Annotated in this window: 14 protein-coding genes and 1 pseudogene; 10 read left to right on the plus strand and 5 right to left on the minus strand. The window is 59.1% G+C overall.

The window, feature by feature from the left end; translation table 11 throughout:
• Positions 1-127: 127 nt before the first annotated feature.
• Positions 128-313 (minus strand): annotated as a pseudogene (locus IMW75_RS21400) (MFS transporter); the annotation flags it as partial.
• Positions 314-789: 476 nt separating this feature from the next.
• Between IMW75_RS21400 and IMW75_RS21405 the strand changes: the two are divergent.
• The 5 genes from IMW75_RS21405 (at position 790) to IMW75_RS21425 (ending at position 7805) form a co-directional block, all read left to right on the plus strand.
• The gene (locus tag IMW75_RS21405; protein ID WP_122838350.1) at positions 790-1722 is read left to right on the plus strand and encodes a LysR substrate-binding domain-containing protein; all 933 of its coding nucleotides are present in this window, start codon (positions 790-792) and stop codon (positions 1720-1722) included.
• Positions 1723-1957: 235 nt separating this feature from the next.
• Positions 1958-3382, plus strand: coding sequence for an aldehyde dehydrogenase (aldA, locus tag IMW75_RS21410; RefSeq protein ID WP_205893722.1), 1425 nt, complete (start codon positions 1958-1960; stop codon positions 3380-3382).
• A gap of 84 nt (positions 3383-3466) precedes the next feature.
• Complete coding sequence (locus IMW75_RS21415; RefSeq protein WP_205893685.1) at positions 3467-4789, plus strand: MFS transporter; 1323 nt, start codon at positions 3467-3469, stop codon at positions 4787-4789.
• A gap of 27 nt (positions 4790-4816) precedes the next feature.
• Entirely contained in the window at positions 4817-6034 is a 1218-nt protein-coding gene (locus tag IMW75_RS21420) for a mandelate racemase/muconate lactonizing enzyme family protein (RefSeq protein ID WP_205893686.1), read from the plus strand.
• Positions 6035-6197: 163 nt separating this feature from the next.
• Positions 6198-7805 carry a GMC family oxidoreductase gene (locus IMW75_RS21425; protein ID WP_205893687.1) on the plus strand — a complete coding sequence of 536 codons (1608 nt, stop codon included), beginning with the start codon at positions 6198-6200 and terminating at the stop codon, positions 7803-7805.
• A 118-nt stretch (positions 7806-7923) separates the two neighbouring features.
• On the opposite strand, the gene IMW75_RS21430 is transcribed toward IMW75_RS21425, so the two are convergent.
• Both IMW75_RS21430 and IMW75_RS21435 read right to left on the minus strand, forming a co-directional pair.
• Positions 7924-8133, minus strand: coding sequence for a hypothetical protein (locus IMW75_RS21430; protein WP_205893688.1), 210 nt, complete (start codon positions 8131-8133; stop codon positions 7924-7926).
• 92 nt (positions 8134-8225) lie between these two features.
• Positions 8226-8834, minus strand: coding sequence for a LysE family translocator (locus IMW75_RS21435; protein WP_205893689.1), 609 nt, complete (start codon positions 8832-8834; stop codon positions 8226-8228).
• A gap of 110 nt (positions 8835-8944) precedes the next feature.
• Between IMW75_RS21435 and IMW75_RS21440 the strand changes: the two genes are divergently transcribed.
• Positions 8945-9808 carry a LysR family transcriptional regulator gene (locus tag IMW75_RS21440; protein WP_205893690.1) on the plus strand — a complete coding sequence of 288 codons (864 nt, stop codon included), beginning with the start codon at positions 8945-8947 and terminating at the stop codon, positions 9806-9808.
• A 49-nt stretch (positions 9809-9857) separates the two neighbouring features.
• On the opposite strand, the gene IMW75_RS21445 is transcribed toward IMW75_RS21440, so the two are convergent.
• Positions 9858-10991, minus strand: a complete 1134-nt coding sequence (locus IMW75_RS21445) for a pyridoxal-phosphate-dependent aminotransferase family protein (RefSeq protein ID WP_205893691.1) — start codon at positions 10989-10991, stop codon at positions 9858-9860.
• A gap of 135 nt (positions 10992-11126) precedes the next feature.
• Here IMW75_RS21445 and IMW75_RS21450 point away from each other — a divergent pair, with 135 nt between their 5' ends.
• On the plus strand, positions 11127-11525 hold the full coding sequence (locus IMW75_RS21450; RefSeq protein ID WP_205893692.1) for an ASCH domain-containing protein: 399 nt from the start codon (positions 11127-11129) through the stop codon (positions 11523-11525).
• A 10-nt stretch (positions 11526-11535) separates the two neighbouring features.
• Here IMW75_RS21450 and IMW75_RS21455 read toward each other — a convergent pair whose 3' ends face one another.
• Positions 11536-11790: a helix-hairpin-helix domain-containing protein gene (locus IMW75_RS21455; protein ID WP_205893693.1), complete on the minus strand. Its 255-nt coding sequence runs from the start codon at positions 11788-11790 to the stop codon at positions 11536-11538.
• Between the two features lie 427 nt (positions 11791-12217).
• Between IMW75_RS21455 and IMW75_RS21460 the strand changes: the two genes are divergently transcribed.
• From IMW75_RS21460 to IMW75_RS21470, 3 genes are all read left to right on the plus strand, one after another.
• Complete coding sequence (locus tag IMW75_RS21460; protein ID WP_045060481.1) at positions 12218-13561, plus strand: MFS transporter; 1344 nt, start codon at positions 12218-12220, stop codon at positions 13559-13561.
• Positions 13542-14474, plus strand: a complete 933-nt coding sequence (locus tag IMW75_RS21465; RefSeq protein ID WP_205893694.1) for a 2-hydroxyacid dehydrogenase — start codon at positions 13542-13544, stop codon at positions 14472-14474. Before IMW75_RS21460 ends, IMW75_RS21465 begins: the two co-directional genes overlap by 20 nt.
• 217 nt (positions 14475-14691) lie before the next feature.
• Positions 14692-14889, plus strand: a complete 198-nt coding sequence (locus IMW75_RS21470; protein ID WP_205893695.1) for a hypothetical protein — start codon at positions 14692-14694, stop codon at positions 14887-14889.
• The last annotated feature ends 100 nt before the right edge of the window (positions 14890-14989 follow it).

The following is a 14989-nucleotide window of genomic DNA, read 5'->3' on the forward strand; positions in this document are numbered from 1 at the left end:
GGTAGAGGTACACTTTTTCAACGCTGGCATTGGGACGCATCATGGTGATGGGCTCCTGAAGAAAATCGGGAGCACAGCATCAGCCGTCAGCTATCCGCTTGGAATGTGGGGTTCACGGAGCGGATACGAACAACTGCAACAGCGCCGCAATGAACGCGGCCTGGCTGTAGCTCAGTTCGAATACCTGACGGATTTCGGGTAATAACGCCGAATACAGAAAAATACTGAAGCCGTGGGTAGTGGCGTTACACGCGGTGAAGATCAGGGCCAATACGCCAATACTTCTTGTGGGTGAATTTGCAGTGATTGGCATGTGTTTGGCTCGAACAGGTTAATTGCAACAGGGCGAAGTTGCAGGTTTCGCCCTATGTAAGTGCGTTGGCTTATTAAGGAGTTTAATGGAAGTCAGACTAGCGTTTATATAAGCAATGCAGCCAGTGCTTAATAGTCATGAGTGTGAGGCGAAATACGCATGCTATTTATGCGTGAGCGACAGGTGCTGAGCTAAAACCGACGCAATCTGAATATTGCCGATTACCTGTGGCGAGGTCGCTTGCAACCAATCGGTTGCGAAGCACCCGCCAGCCAGTCGATGGTGTTGTGCCTGATTCGTTGAGGTTGCAGGTTTTCGCGCCGCTTCGCTGCCTAACCGGGGCAAGACCCTTGCCACAGGGTTGGTGCCAGGTCACGGAAATCGTCCTACACAACACAAAAATGCATGTTACTCGGGAAATTTCCCACAAGCCGTGGGATGCTTGGCACTCGTCAGCCTCTGCGCGAGTACTCTTTATGAAACGCAAAATGCCCGCGCTCAATGCGCTCAAAGCCTTCGAAGTGGCCGGCAGCACCGGCAGCTTTACCCGGGCGGCGGAGTTGCTGAATGTCACCCAGAGTGCGGTCAGCCGCCAAGTGCGCCAGCTCGAAGAACAGCTCGGTGAAAACCTGTTGGAGCGCCGGCATCATCACCTCGAATTGACCAGTGCCGGCCGAGTGTTGCTGCGGGCGCTGCACCAGTCATTCGACAAGATAGAGCTGACGGTGCGCAGCATCCAGCAGAAATCCCACGCCAATCGCCTGCACATCAATGCGCCGCCGACTTTCACCAGTCGCTGGCTGATGCCGCGACTCGGACGGTTGCGGGAAAAGCACCCGGAGCTGGAGTTGAGCATCACCACGCGCCTGCAAGACAGCCTGGCGGAGACCAGCACTCTGGACTGCGCGATCCGTTTTGGCGATGGTGAATGGGATGGTCTGGACAGCTCATTGCTGATCCAGGAACGGCACATCGCCGTGTGTGCGCCATCGTTGTACGCTCGGGAGTTGAGTGAGCGGGGCATCGACCTCAATCGCCTGACGTTGCTGCATGTACTGGCTCGGGAAGATCAGCGCTACCTGACCTGGAAACACTGGCTGGATGCGGCGAAAATCAGTGGGGTCGACACCCAGGGCGGTTATGAATTCGACCTGCTGGACCTGGCCATTCGCGCCGCCACTGATGGCTTGGGCATTACCATTGCCGACTGGCACATGGTTGCGCCGGAGCTGGCCAGCGGGCAGTTGACTCAGGTGCTGAACGTGCACGTGGAAGGGCATCAATCCTACTGGCTGGTGACCCGGCCGGAACAGACCTTGATGCCGCAATTGCAGGTGTTCAGCCAGTGGTTGCAGGAAGAGATCTGGTTGGCGCAACGGCAGCTCGAGCCCTCCACCGCTGCCACCTGAAACACCGCAAATCCCCCCCCCCTGTAGGCGCTGCCGAAGGCTGCGATCTCTTGACTTGGCTTCGTTAAAAACAAGATCAAAAGATCGCAGCCTTCGGCAGCTCCTACAGGGAATAGAGTATTTTCGGTATAACATGCCTTTTTCGAATGTTCTCCCGCTCAATAAATCGTTTGTTCAACCCGTCCAGGATGCCAAGACTGCGGGGACTGGATAAAAACAACGATGGGCGATGCACATGCGACTTGAGCGAAATTTTGTAAACGGTCACTTCATTGAGCCTGCAAGCGATGCGCTGATTGCAGTCTACAACCCGGCGACCGAAGCCTTGGTCGGTCAGGTTTCGGCGGCTACCACCGCTGAAGCCACCGCCGCTGTCGAAGCCGCTGCTGCGGCGCAAAAGCTTTGGGGCAAGCTCACGAGCATCGAACGTGCCGAACATCTGCGCTCGTTCGCCGACGCCCTGGACGCCTGTGCCGATAACATCGGTAAAGCCCTGGCCGCCGAATCCGGCAAGAGCGTCAGCGACGCCAGTAACGAAGCCCGTTACGCCGCGCAGATCACCCGTTACCACGCGGAGTGGGCGCGTCGTATCGAAGGCGAGATCATCCCCAGTGACTCCCCCAACGAAAACCTCTTTCTGCACCGTGAACCAATCGGTGTGGTCGCCTGCCTGATCCCGTTCAACTACCCGGTCTACACCTTGCTGCGCAAAATCGCCCCGGCGCTGATTGCCGGCAACACCGTGGTGGTGCGTCCGAGCAACAACACCCCGACCTCGGCGTTTGAAATTGCCAAGGCTGTGCAGCAATCCGGTCTGCCCGCGGGCGTGGTTAACATCTTGACCATGGACCACGCCACCGCCGCTGCGGTGTGCACTCACAAAGCCGTCGGCTTGATCACCCTGACCGGCAGCGTCAACGCCGGGCGCATCGTGCTCGATTACTGCAAGGCCAATATTGCCAAACCATCGCTGGAACTGGGCGGCAAGACCCCGGCAATCATCGAAGCCGATGCTGACCTTGAAGCCGCCGCCAGTGCCGTCGTGGCTTCCAAGATCACCCACTGCGGCCAGTTGTGCACAGCGGTCGAACGGGTCTACGTTCAGGAAAGTGTCTACGAACAATTCCTCGCCTTGCTCAAAGCCAAGATCAGTGCCGTGAAGTTCGGCGACCGCGCCACTGATGCGAGCCTCATGGGCCCATTGGTCAACGCCAGTTCGCAACAGAATATCCACGCCATGGTCGAGCGCGCCATCGCCGACGGTGCTGTACTGGAAACCGGTGGATTTATCCCGCAGGGCAACGGTCATTTCTACCCGCCGACCCTGCTCAGCAACTGCCGTCAGGACATGGAAATCATCCAGGAAGAAGTCTTCGGTCCGGTGCTGCCGGTGCTCAAGTACCGCGACATCGACGAAGCGCTGGCCATGGCCAACGATCACCAGTTCGGCCTGTCGTCGGTGCTGTATACCGAGGACTACCGCACCACCATGAAAGTCGCCAACGCCATCGAGGCCGGCGAGTTGTACGTCAATCGTACCCCGGCTGACCCTTACCAGGGCTTCCACGCCGGCTGGAAACGTTCCGGTCTGGGCGGCGATGACGGCAAGCACGGCATGCTCGAATTCACTCAGACTCGTCTGGTGGTGATGAAGTATTGATCCACCCGAAACACGCCTCACGCCACACCTATAAAAACAATTATTTGGGGCACCCGGACCACCGGGCTGCCCGAGGTCTCACAGATGTCCAAGCCTGCAACCACAGTTGCCGCTGTTCAGGGTTCGAACGCGGGTTCAAAAAGCCACAGTGACAAGGGAAGTCGCTATTTCCAGTTGATGCTATTGGTGCTGGCGGCAGGTGCGATCTATCCGATCCTGTACCTGCGTCAGGTCTACCAGACCACCATGCTCGAAGTGTTCCAGATCAACCACAGCGAGTTGGGTTATCTATATTCGATGTTGGGGACAATCTTCCTGCTCAGCTACTTGCCGAGCGGCTGGCTGGCAGACCGTATCGCGCCGCGTTTTCTGATTTTCTTTTCGCTGGTGGCTACCGGCATATTGGGGCTTTGGTATTCAACGGCGCCGTCGATGAGCGGTCTGATGATCATCTTCGGCTGCTGGGGCCTGACCACCGGTCTGACCTTCTGGGCCTCGGTGCTCAAGCGGGTGAAGATGATTGCCCATCACACCGAGCAGGGCCGGTTCTTCGGCATCCTCGATGGCGGTCGTGGTTTGGTGGAAGCCTTGCTGGCGACCGTTGCCTTGGGCCTGTTCGCCTTCGCCACCGAAACCCGTGGCGAGTCGGCGGCCGAAGGCTTCAAACACGTCGTCTACCTGTACGCCTTGACCTGTATCGCCATCGGCTGCGTGCTGGTGCTGATCAAGGACCCGAAGTCGATGGAAGACACCGCGCCAGTGGAGAAGGGCAAGTACAACCTGCTCAGCGACCTGACGACCTTGGTGAAAATTCCTGAACTGTGGCTGGTCACCGCCATCGTGTTCTGCGGATATCACATTTTCTGGGCCACCTACAGCTTCTCCGATTACTTGCAGGGCGGCGGCATGACCGCGGTCATGGCCGGTACCATCACGACCATCAAATTGTGGATGCGTCCGATTGGCGGCATCGGCGGCGGCTGGCTCGGTGACAAGTTCTCGAACATCTCGGTGCTTATCGTGGCGCTGTTCTGCGCGACGCTGGCGATGGTCGGCCTGATCGTGTTCCCGGCGCTTAACAGCATGGGCCTGCTAATCGGTACGGTGATCTTCATTGGCCTGATGACTTACGCGATTCGCGGTTTGTACTGGGCGATCCTCGATACCTGCAACATTCCGCTGCGCATCACCGGCCTGGCCATCGGCATCGTCTCGGTGGTCGGTTACCTGCCAGACGCCTTTATTCCGCTGATCAACGGCTACCTCACCGAGCACTTCCCCGGAGCCGTTGGTTACCAGTTGTATTTCGGTTACATCGCCTTCGTCGGCCTGCTCGGGACCCTCGCGGCCCTGACCTTGCGCGCTCGTATCAACCGTCAATCTTCTATCAAGACTTCTTTGAATTAATTTCTTTGAAATAAGCAGGTGCCTGAGATGAAAATCGTCGCCCTTGAAACCCATATTGTTGCCGTTCCACCACCGCACATCGGCGGCATGTACTGGCTGTTCGTCAAGCTCAAGACCGATTGCGGCATCGAAGGCGTGGGCGAGATCTACGCCGCTACCTTCGGCCCTAAAGCCATGCTGCCGATCATCGAAGATGTGTTCGAACGCTACCTGCTCAACCACGACCCGCACCACATCGAGCGCTTTTTCCGCCAAGCGTATTCCAGCGGTTTCACTCAGCGTCCTGACCTGACCATGATGGGCGTGGTCAGCGGCCTGGAGATGGCCTGCTGGGACATCATTGGCAAAGCGGCGAACAAACCGGTGTATGAGTTGTTGGGCGGCAAGGTCAACGAACGCCTGCGTTCCTACACTTACCTTTACCCGGTCAACAGTAAGGGCGAGTACGACTACGACGACCCGGACCTGGCCGCCGAATGCGCGATCGAGAATATGAACAAAGGCTTCACCGCCTTGAAGTTCGACCCGGCCGGACCCTACACCGCGTACTCCGGGCACCAGATCTCCCTGGAAGTGCTGGAACGCTGCGAAACCTTCTGCCGCAAGATCCGCGAAGCGGTGGGCGACAAGTGCGACCTGCTGTTTGGCACCCACGGGCAAATGGTGCCGTCCTCGGCGATTCGCCTGGCCAAGCGCCTGGAGAAATACGATCCGCTGTGGTTTGAGGAACCGGTGCCGCCGGGTCAGGAAGAGGCCATGGCGCAAGTCGCGGCCAAAACCAGCATTCCGATTGCCACGGGCGAGCGGCTGACCACCAAGTACGAATTCTTCAAGCTGTTGCAGGCCGGCGGGGCGTCAATTCTGCAAATGAACGTCGCCCGTTGCGGTGGTCTGCTGGAAGCCAAGAAGATCGCCAGTATGGCCGAGGCCTATTACGCGCAAATCGCGCCACACCTCTACAACGGGCCGATTGGCGCAGCGGCGAGTTTCCAGTTGGCGACCTGCACGCCGAACTTCCTGATCCAGGAGAGCATCATGACCTGGGGCGGGTTCCATTCCGAAGTTCTGACCAAGCCGCTGCAATGGGAGGACGGCTACATCATCCCGTCCACCGAGCCGGGCCTTGGAGTGGAATTGAACATGGACGTGGTGCGCATGCATTCGCCGTACACCGGCGAGCGTTTGCACCTGCAAATGGCACCGACTCCGGCAGACGTCAAAGACACATCGCCGGCCAGAGGCTAATGGACGATCTGTCAGCAAGCACAGTCCATGTTGGAGCGAGCTTGCTCGCGATGAGGGCGTCACATTCGGTACAGATGTTGACTGACCGGACGCCATCGCGAGCAAGCTCGCTGCCACAGGGGATTGGCGTTTTTTTGGATAACGACTTACGCGGTAACCGTGCATGACATACGACTACATCATCGCTGGCGCCGGCGCCGCCGGCTGCATCCTCGCCAACCGACTCTCGGCCTCGGGGAAATACACGGTGCTGCTGCTGGAAGCGGGCGGCAAGGACAGTTCCCTATGGTTCAAGATCCCCGTTGGCTTCGCCAAAATGTATTACAACCCGACCTTCAACTGGATGTACTACAGCCAGCCGCAAAAGCAGCTGAACAACCGCGAAATCTATGCCCCGCGCGGCAAAGTGCAGGGTGGTTCGGGCTCGATCAATGCAATGGTCTACGTCCGTGGTCAGGCCCATGACTTCGACGATTGGGCGGCCAACGGCAACGACGGCTGGGGGTTCAAGGACGTGCTGCCGTACTTCCGCAAGCTGGAAAATCATCCGCTGGGCGATAGCGAATACCATGGTGGCAGCGGCCCGATCAGCATCACCCCGATGAAGGGCCAGACCCATCCGATCTGCGATGTGTTCCTTAAAGGGTGCAACGAACTGGGCTACCCGCACAGCGACGACTTCAACGGGCCGAAATTCGAAGGTTCGGGCATCTACGACGTAAACACCAAAAACGGCCAGCGCAGTTCCAGCAGTTTTGCGCATTTGCACCCGGCATTGAGCCGGCCAAATCTGAAGGTGGAGCATTACGCTCTGGTGGATCGGGTGTTGTTCGAGGGCGAGCGGGCCACGGGTATTTCCGTGACCCAACGTGGCGTGGTCCGCACCTTTACGGCGAAGAAGGAAGTGATTCTCTGCGCCGGTGCCGTCGATACGCCGAAAATTCTGCAACTGTCTGGTGTGGCCGATCAGGCGTTGCTGGCCAAGCATCAAATCCCGCTGGTCAAACACCTGCCGGCGGTGGGGCAGAACCTGCAAGATCACCTGTGCGCCAGCTATTACTACAAGGCCAACATCCCGACGCTGAATGATCAGCTCAGTTCTCTGTTCGGTCAGTTCAAGCTCGGACTCAAGTATTTGCTGACCCGCAAGGGCGCGCTGGCGATGAGTGTCAATCAGGCTGGCGGCTTCTTCCGTGGCAATGAGGCGCAGGCCAATCCAAACTTGCAGTTGTACTTCAACCCGCTGTCTTATCAAATCCCGAAAAACAACAAGGCCAGCCTCAAGCCAGAGCCGTACTCAGGCTTCCTACTGTGCTTCAACCCGTGCCGGCCGACCAGCCGCGGGTACATTGAAATCAAGTCAAAGAACCCTCGGGACGCGGCACTGATCGACCCCAATTACCTCAGCACGCAAAAGGATATCGACGAGGTGATCCAGGGCAGTCGGCTGATGCGCAAGATCATGCAGGCGCCGGCGCTCAAGGGCATCACCGTCGCCGAGGTATTGCCCGGGCCAGTGGTCGAAAGCGACGAGCAGATGTTGCAGTACTTTCGCGAGAACAGCGGCTCGATTTATCACCTGTGCGGTTCGTGCGCGATGGGTGCCGATGAACAGAAATCAGTGGTCGACAAACGGCTCAAAGTCCACGGTCTTGAGGGTTTACGCATTGTCGATGCGTCGATTTTCCCCAACGTGACCAGCGGTAATACCCACGCCGCCGTACTGATGGTGGCGGAAAAGGGCGCCGACCTGATTCTGCAGGACGCCTGACTCGCTGCCATACGATATTCCGGGAGGTAGTTGCCACGACTGGAACCGTGCGGGCTGCCGGGCAATAGCAGCAAGAGCAAGCCCGGCGCTGAACCGGGCTTAGCATGGGCATTCACCTTCAGTGAATAGTTTTGACCCTGCGACTTTCACCAATCCTGATCCGATCCAACGCCCGATTAAGTGCATCCAACGCATCAAGCAGCGCCTTGGCCTCCGCCTCTCGACCATCTCCCCAAAGCCGCTCAACCACTCTGTTCAACGCTTGGATCGATCGTTCAATATCGGCCGCAGTCGCTACCGCCGCATCCGCTTCTTGCTTCTTTGACATGTTCAAAACCTCTTAAGCGCTTGAAGGACAACGCCTGAGATTCGGCAGTTTTCAGCATACATCTTAAGGATACGCAAAATCGGCTGACACCCTCACGAATGAATCGGCAACGCCAACCCAAACACCACAAAAAACCCACCACATACCTTATTGAACCGCCGCCCGGTCCGAGCCAGCCAAGGCCGCACCCGGTGCGCTGCACTTGCCACCATATACTCAACCACAAACTCTACCACCGCATACGTCAGGGCAATCGCTGCCGTTTGCGCAATGATGCTCCTGTACGGATCCAGGAACGGCGGAATAAACGCAGTAAACAGCAGCAGTGCCTTGGGATTTGAAAGCGCCGACACCAGTCCTTGGCGGAACAGCGACCAGCGTCGAAAGCTTGTAGCACCGGTCGGCTCAAGACTGACCGGCGCAGACCGCCACAGCCCCCAGCCCAGCCAGATCAGATAGAGCCCGCCCACCACCTTCAATACGGTGAACCAGGTCGCCGATGCCTGGATCAGTGCACCCAGGCCCAAAGCACAAAGCGCAAGCACCACTGCAAAGCCGAGTACGCCGCCGGTGATGGTGAACAGTGTTCTGCGGCTGCCGTGAAGCGCGCCATGGGTAAGGACCAGTAACGCATTCGGCCCTGGCACGACGGCGATGCCGAAGCAGGTAATGAGGTACAGCAACCAGGTGTCGAATGGCATGGGCATATCCACAAAGCGTTGATTTGGTCAGGATCTTGCGGGTGAAGCATTGTCATGAAAAGCGCATAATTCAGGTCTTAGCCATTCGATTAACGAATAGAGGATTCGCCATGCCCGCGAGTGATTTGCAGATCGATTGGCTCAAGTGTTTCGTGGCGGTGGTGGATGCCGGTTCGCTGTCGGGCGCGGCCCATGAGGTGAACCGGTCGCAGTCCGCTGTCAGCATGCAGATGAAGAAGCTGGAGGCCGCGCTTGGACGGCAGTTGTTGAGTCGTGGCCCAAGGCACCTGCAACTGACCGACGATGGTCAGACGCTGTTGAGCTACGCCCGGCGCATGCTCGCATTGCATGCCGAGACCCAGGCGGCTTTTCACGGTGAGGAGTTGTCTGGGCGGATTCGCCTTGGCGTCGCGGAGGACTACGCCGCCAGGTATCTCACGCCGCTCCTGAAGCGTTTTTCGCCGCGCTATGCCGGGGTGGAAATAGAGCTGACCTGTGAGCAGTCGACTGCACTAATTCCGCGGGTTCGAAGCGGTGATCTGGATCTGGCGCTAGTGTCCAGGGACTCGGCGCAAAGCGGGACGTTTCTCTTCAAGGAGCCGATGGTTTGGGTGGGCTCACCCCAGTTTGAACTCTGGAGACGCGACCCGGTGCCGATCGCCGTGTACGAAAGCGCAAGCCTGGCTCGGCTTTATGCCGTGAATTCACTGACCCAACGGGGCCGCCAATTCAAGGTGGTCTACAACAGTTCGAGTCTCGCGGGCCAGGTGGCGGCAGTGGAGGGCGGGCTTGCGATTGCCGCGATTACCCAGTGCACCGTGCAGCCATCGCTTCAGGTCTTGGGCAGCGAGCACGGCTTGGGCAGCATTGAACCGATGGAGGTGTCGATTCTGCGCAGCCGGGCTTCGCGTGGGTCGAAAGCGGTGAATGGCCTGCATGCTTTCATCATCAGTGCGCTGAGGCATCAGGTGTAGGCCCGCAGAAGATTTGTCATCCTCCACGAGCCCGGCGCCGGTGAATGGATCAGCTACGCATCACCTCATCCAGCGCCTGTTCCAGGGTGCTGACCGTGCGCTCGATATTGTGCAGCTTTTCGAGCCCGAATAGACCGATGCGAAAGGTCTGGAAGTCGGCTGGCTCGTCGCACTGCAACGGTACTCCGGCAGCGATCTGCAGGCCTTGGGCGACAAATTTCTTGCCGCTCTTGATGTCGGCATCGTCGGTGTAGCTCACCACCACGCCAGGGGCCTGGAAGCCGGCGGCGGCCACGCTCTTGATCCCCTTGGCGGTCAACATGGCGCGCACCCGGTCGCCCAGCGCTTGTTGTTCGTCGCGGACCTTGTCGAAGCCGTAGGCTTGCGTCTCTTTCATCACTTCGTTGAAGCGCGCGAGGGCGTCGCTGGGCATGGTGGCATGGTAGGCATGCCCGCCCTGTTCGTAGGCCTGCATGATCTGCAGCCATTTTTTCAGGTCGCAGGCAAAACTGCTGCTCTGCGTCTGTTCGATGCGCGCCAGGGCCAGGGGACTGAACATCACCAGGGCGCAGCACGGGGAGGCGCTCCAGCCTTTCTGCGGTGCGCTGATCAGCAGGTCGATGGCGCATTTGTGCATATCGACCCACAGCGCGCCCGAGGCGATGCAGTCCAGCACGAACAGGCCACCCACCGCATGCACGGCGTCGCCGACGGCGCGCATATAGTCATCGGGCAGGATAATCCCCGATGAGGTTTCAACGTGGGGGGCGAAGACCACCTGTGGCTTGTGCGCCTGAATGGCTGCCAGCACCTCGTCCAGCGGGGGCGGAGCATAGGCGGCCTGGCGACCCGTCTCGACCGGTCGAGCTTTGAGTACCGTGGTCGCCGCCGGGATGTTGCCCATCTCCAGGATCTGGCTCCAGCGATAACTGAACCAGCCGTTGCGGATTACCAGGCATTGCTGGCCGCCGGCAAACTGCCGCGCCACCGCCTCCATGCCAAATGTACCGCTGCCCGGCACCACTGCAACGGCCTCGGCGTTGTAGACCTGTTTCAGGGTGCTGGAAATGTTCTTCATCACCCCCTGGAAGGACTGCGACATGTGGTTGAGCGAGCGGTCGGTGTAGACCACCGAGTACTCGACCAGCCCCTCGGGATCGATACTGGGATAGAGCTTTGACATGGGTGACTCCTGTGGCAGAGATGTCAGTGGTATCGACCCTGCCCTAAGCCTTGGCAAATGACAAGATTGCACGAGGTTGAATTGCAATGCCCGCCGTACGGCGCCGGGTACCGTCTGGGCGCGGATCGGCGCCAAATGCTTGCGAGCCGCCCCCGTTGCCCTCGGTGTCAGGCCGTGTGGGCATTGGTCCCGGGCCGGATCGCTTCTGGAGAGAAAACCCTCGAGGTCCGTCGTTGGTATCCAGATTTAGCCCCCTCCGAGGATCTCCTGATTGTCGAAAACGGACGGTTTCTTCATGAGGAGGGTGACGAAGACCCTGACGGTACAGCCGTCGCGATTGTGCGAGTAAAAGCTGTACGTCCATTCGTCCAGGCTGACATGCAAGCGGCCTGTGCAAGTTATTTCGAGGAAGGCTGGCTGGCATGGGAGCTGAGTGACTTAAGACCGGTCACACACCCTGTGACCGTTCACGCGGCACGGGGTATCTACGAGGTAGATTTCCTCCTGCCCGAGACGATTTACCCATTGAAATAGGCGATCTGCCTTACGTGCCAGACTTGCTCAACTGCGCGCCTTTCGCAAGCTCAATGGCCGCCATAATAGCTGCACGAGCTTGGGGGCTATTTTTCCAGCAAGTCGACCCCGTGGCCGCCGACGCATGAGCCAGGATGTCAGTAACACTCGCCTCGCTGAGCACCGCCAGTGAGTCAATGCCCATCTGCTCAAGTCGACCGATAACGGCCGGCCCCACGCCCTTGAGGGCCAGCAAAGCATTGTATTCCGTCAATGGAAATGGCATCCGTAAACTCCTGTTATCGGCCAATGGGGACGGCGTAGTTTGCCCGACGGGAGAGGGCATCTCAATAGATGGACTTCTTCACTCCAGGCGTAGGCGAAATCCCCCCGCAAAAAGCCCGTAGGCTCCAATGCCGTTGTAGGAGCGAGCTTGCTCGCGAAGAACTTATAGGCGCCGCGTTTACTCTGGCTTCACGCGTTATCGTTGGCGTTTCTCGCGAGCAAGCTCGCTCCTGCAGTGGGTCGATGTTCCCGTTATTGAACAGCATTGCACCAGATGCGCAGGCTTATTCGTTTCAGCTTAAATCCCACATAATGGGCTTATAATTCACATATTGAACTAAGTTCTCGGCTGGTTTAAGGTCAGTCACAACCCAGTGACCCGACGCCGTCCGGCCACCGAGAATAAAGACAATAAGAGGAATTCCCCCATGACTGGTCCTTCGCTGGACAGCCGTCTGCACGCCAGCACCATGAAGACGCTCAACCTAAAGCTGATTCCGTTCCTCATGTTGCTTTACATGGTGGCCTACATCGACAAGTCGAACATTTCGGTGGCGGCGTTGACGATGAATGCCGACCTCGGCCTCAGCCTGCGCATGTATGGCATCGGCGTGGGGTTGTTCTTCCTGACCTACATCCTGTTCGAAGTGCCGAGCAGCCTGATCCTGACCAAGGTCGGTGCGCGGCGCTGGATTGCGCGGATCATGATCACCTGGGGCATCATTGCCGCGGGCATGAGCCTGATCCAGAGCGCCAACCAGCTGTACGTGATGCGTCTGCTGCTGGGGGCCGCCGAAGCGGGTTTCACGCCCGGGATCATCTACTACCTCTCCCAGTGGTTCCCGCGCAGCGACCGAGCCAGGGCCATGTCGTGGTTCTACATTGGCGCTGCGCTGGCGTCGGTGATCGGTCTGCCGATGTCGGGTGCCTTGCTGAATCTGGATGGCCTGTTCGGCGTTAATGGCTGGCGCTGGTTGTTCCTGCTCGAAGGCATTCCGGCGATTGTGCTGGGCTACGTGGTGTTGCGCTACATGCCCGAAACGCCGGCCTCTACCCACTGGCTCGACAGCGCGCAGAAGGACTGGCTCAGCCGCACCATGCAGGCCGAGCAGGCAACGACGGTGATCTCGCACAAGGACGCCTGGCATGTGGCTTTTCGCAGTCGCCAGGTGTGGTTGCTCAGCCTGTTCTGGTTGCTGCAGGCGTTTGGCACCATCGGCGTCACGCTGTTCCTGCCACTGATTGTGCAGTCGGTATCGAAGCAGGGCTCGTTCGTGGTCAGCCTGCTATCGGCGATGCCATTCTTCCTGGCGTGCGTGTTCATGTACCTGAACGGCCGTCACTCCGATCGCACCGGCGAGCGGGGCTGGCATTTGGGTGGGCCATTGTTGGCGGCCGGAGTGCTGCTGGCCCTGGCAGTGTTTACCGGCAACCAGTGGCTGGCGTACGTGCTGCTGGTGGTGGCGGTGGGGCTGAACTGGGCGGCGACGCCGGTGTTCTGGGCGACCACCACCGAATACCTGTCCGGGCCGGCGGCTGCCGTATCGATTGCCTTGATCAACTCCATTGCCAACATTGCCGGCCTGGGCTTGCCGCCGGTGATGGGCTGGATCAAGGACGCCACCCATAGCTATGACTATGCCTTGTTGCTGGTGGCCGCCGCGCTGCTGGCGGGGGGGCTGTTAGGGCTCTATTTGGGCGGCGGCAAACGCAGCCGCAAGGTCACTACCGTTTCTGTTCCGGGAGGCATCGATGAAATCAACCGTGCTTAAAGTTGCGCGTCTGCCAGACATGCTCAGCGAGCGGCTGTATGCCGACTATGACGTGCTTGAGGGCAGTGAGAGCGGCGAGGAACTGGAGGCGCGAACGCTGCGTGGTATTCGCGCGCTGATCGCCAATGGCGAGTCGAGGGTGAGCGCCGGTTTGATCGAGCGCCTGCCGGATCTGCAAGTGATCGTGGTGTTTGGCGTTGGTTATGACGGCATCGACGTCGAAGCGGCCCGGGCCCGTGGCATTGCGGTCACGCATACGCCGGATGTGCTGACCGACGACGTCGCCGATTTTGCCATGACCTTGCTGCTTGGCACGGCGCGGCGCATTGCACGGGCGGACCGTTTTGTGCGCGAAGGGCGCTGGCAACAGGGGCCTTTTCCGTTCACTCGCAAGGTCAGTGGCAAGCGTCTGGGAATCGTTGGGCTGGGGCGCATCGGCAAGGCGATTGCGCAGCGCGCGGCGGCGTTCGACATGCAGATCAGCTACCACGGCCGGCGTCCGCTCGGAGTGGACTACCCGTATTACGCTTCGGTCACCGAACTGGCGGCGGCGGTGGATTTCCTGCTGGTTGCAGTGGGCGGTGGGGACTCGACTCATCACATGGTCGATGCCGGCGTGCTCGATGCGTTGGGCAGCCAGGGCATCCTGATTAACGTGGGGCGCGGCAGTGTGGTCGATGAGGCGGCGCTGGCACAGGCGTTGGCTGAGGGGCGGCTGTTGGGGGCAGGGCTGGACGTATTCGAGGATGAACCGCGGCCGCATGCGCGGTTGCTGGATCTGGACAACGTGCTGCTGGCGCCGCACATGGCCAGTGCCACCTGGGATACGCGGCGGGCGATGTCGGACCTGACCTTGGCCAACCTCGCTGCGCATTTTGCCGGCGAGCCGTTGCCGACACCGGTGCCGGATTGACCCGCCGGGTCAGTCTTGCGGCAGGTTATTGAAGATTTTTTCCAGCGTGGCATTCAGTTTGGTGATCTGGGCTTCAGTGCCGGTCACCGCATATGTATAAGCCCACACTAGAAGACCACCACACAGCCCCGTTCGTCCATAACCGGGCACTTGCAACGATGTGCTCTCTCTCATATACAAGCGCGGAATTCCCGCGCATTGCGAACGGAGAGCCAACATGGAAATCGACGAGAATGCCCCAGGCAATATTTCCCAGAAGGGCGTGTCGGGCGGCACTGACAACGAGACAGGCCATGATCCTATAAGAAGTGGAATCGAGGTCCCGCTTCCAGCTGACGATGAGGCGTCTGTCGACGAAGAAATGACCGACGTGGATGCCGCCAATTCGGTATCCAGCGAGCACCCCAACCCTTGATGGGCAGTCCACCCAAAACGCCCAAGCCAGTGTCGTAATGCTGTTGTAGGAGCGAGCTTGCTCGCGAAAAACGTATAGACGCCGCGTACACACAGGCTTC

Origin of the sequence: Pseudomonas gregormendelii, assembly GCF_017114825.1 — a bacterium.
In the GTDB taxonomy this organism is placed as follows: domain Bacteria; phylum Pseudomonadota; class Gammaproteobacteria; order Pseudomonadales; family Pseudomonadaceae; genus Aquipseudomonas; species Aquipseudomonas gregormendelii.

What these genes read in the sequence shown, in the direction of transcription:
- IMW75_RS21430 (WP_205893688.1), bottom strand. Translation starts at nt 8,133, where the DNA reads ATGTCAAAGAAGCAAGAAGCGGATGCGGCGGTAGCGACTGCGGCCGAT.
- IMW75_RS21455 (WP_205893693.1), bottom strand. Translation starts at nt 11,790, where the DNA reads ATGCCATTTCCATTGACGGAATACAATGCTTTGCTGGCCCTCAAGGGC.
- aldA (WP_205893722.1), top strand. Translation starts at nt 1,958, where the DNA reads ATGCGACTTGAGCGAAATTTTGTAAACGGTCACTTCATTGAGCCTGCA.
- IMW75_RS21435 (WP_205893689.1), bottom strand. Translation starts at nt 8,834, where the DNA reads ATGCCATTCGACACCTGGTTGCTGTACCTCATTACCTGCTTCGGCATC.
- IMW75_RS21405 (WP_122838350.1), top strand. Translation starts at nt 790, where the DNA reads ATGAAACGCAAAATGCCCGCGCTCAATGCGCTCAAAGCCTTCGAAGTG.
- IMW75_RS21440 (WP_205893690.1), top strand. Translation starts at nt 8,945, where the DNA reads ATGCCCGCGAGTGATTTGCAGATCGATTGGCTCAAGTGTTTCGTGGCG.
- IMW75_RS21425 (WP_205893687.1), top strand. Translation starts at nt 6,198, where the DNA reads ATGACATACGACTACATCATCGCTGGCGCCGGCGCCGCCGGCTGCATC.
- IMW75_RS21470 (WP_205893695.1), top strand. Translation starts at nt 14,692, where the DNA reads ATGGAAATCGACGAGAATGCCCCAGGCAATATTTCCCAGAAGGGCGTG.
- IMW75_RS21450 (WP_205893692.1), top strand. Translation starts at nt 11,127, where the DNA reads ATGCTTGCGAGCCGCCCCCGTTGCCCTCGGTGTCAGGCCGTGTGGGCA.
- IMW75_RS21420 (WP_205893686.1), top strand. Translation starts at nt 4,817, where the DNA reads ATGAAAATCGTCGCCCTTGAAACCCATATTGTTGCCGTTCCACCACCG.
- IMW75_RS21445 (WP_205893691.1), bottom strand. Translation starts at nt 10,991, where the DNA reads ATGTCAAAGCTCTATCCCAGTATCGATCCCGAGGGGCTGGTCGAGTAC.
- IMW75_RS21415 (WP_205893685.1), top strand. Translation starts at nt 3,467, where the DNA reads ATGTCCAAGCCTGCAACCACAGTTGCCGCTGTTCAGGGTTCGAACGCG.
- IMW75_RS21460 (WP_045060481.1), top strand. Translation starts at nt 12,218, where the DNA reads ATGACTGGTCCTTCGCTGGACAGCCGTCTGCACGCCAGCACCATGAAG.
- IMW75_RS21465 (WP_205893694.1), top strand. Translation starts at nt 13,542, where the DNA reads ATGAAATCAACCGTGCTTAAAGTTGCGCGTCTGCCAGACATGCTCAGC.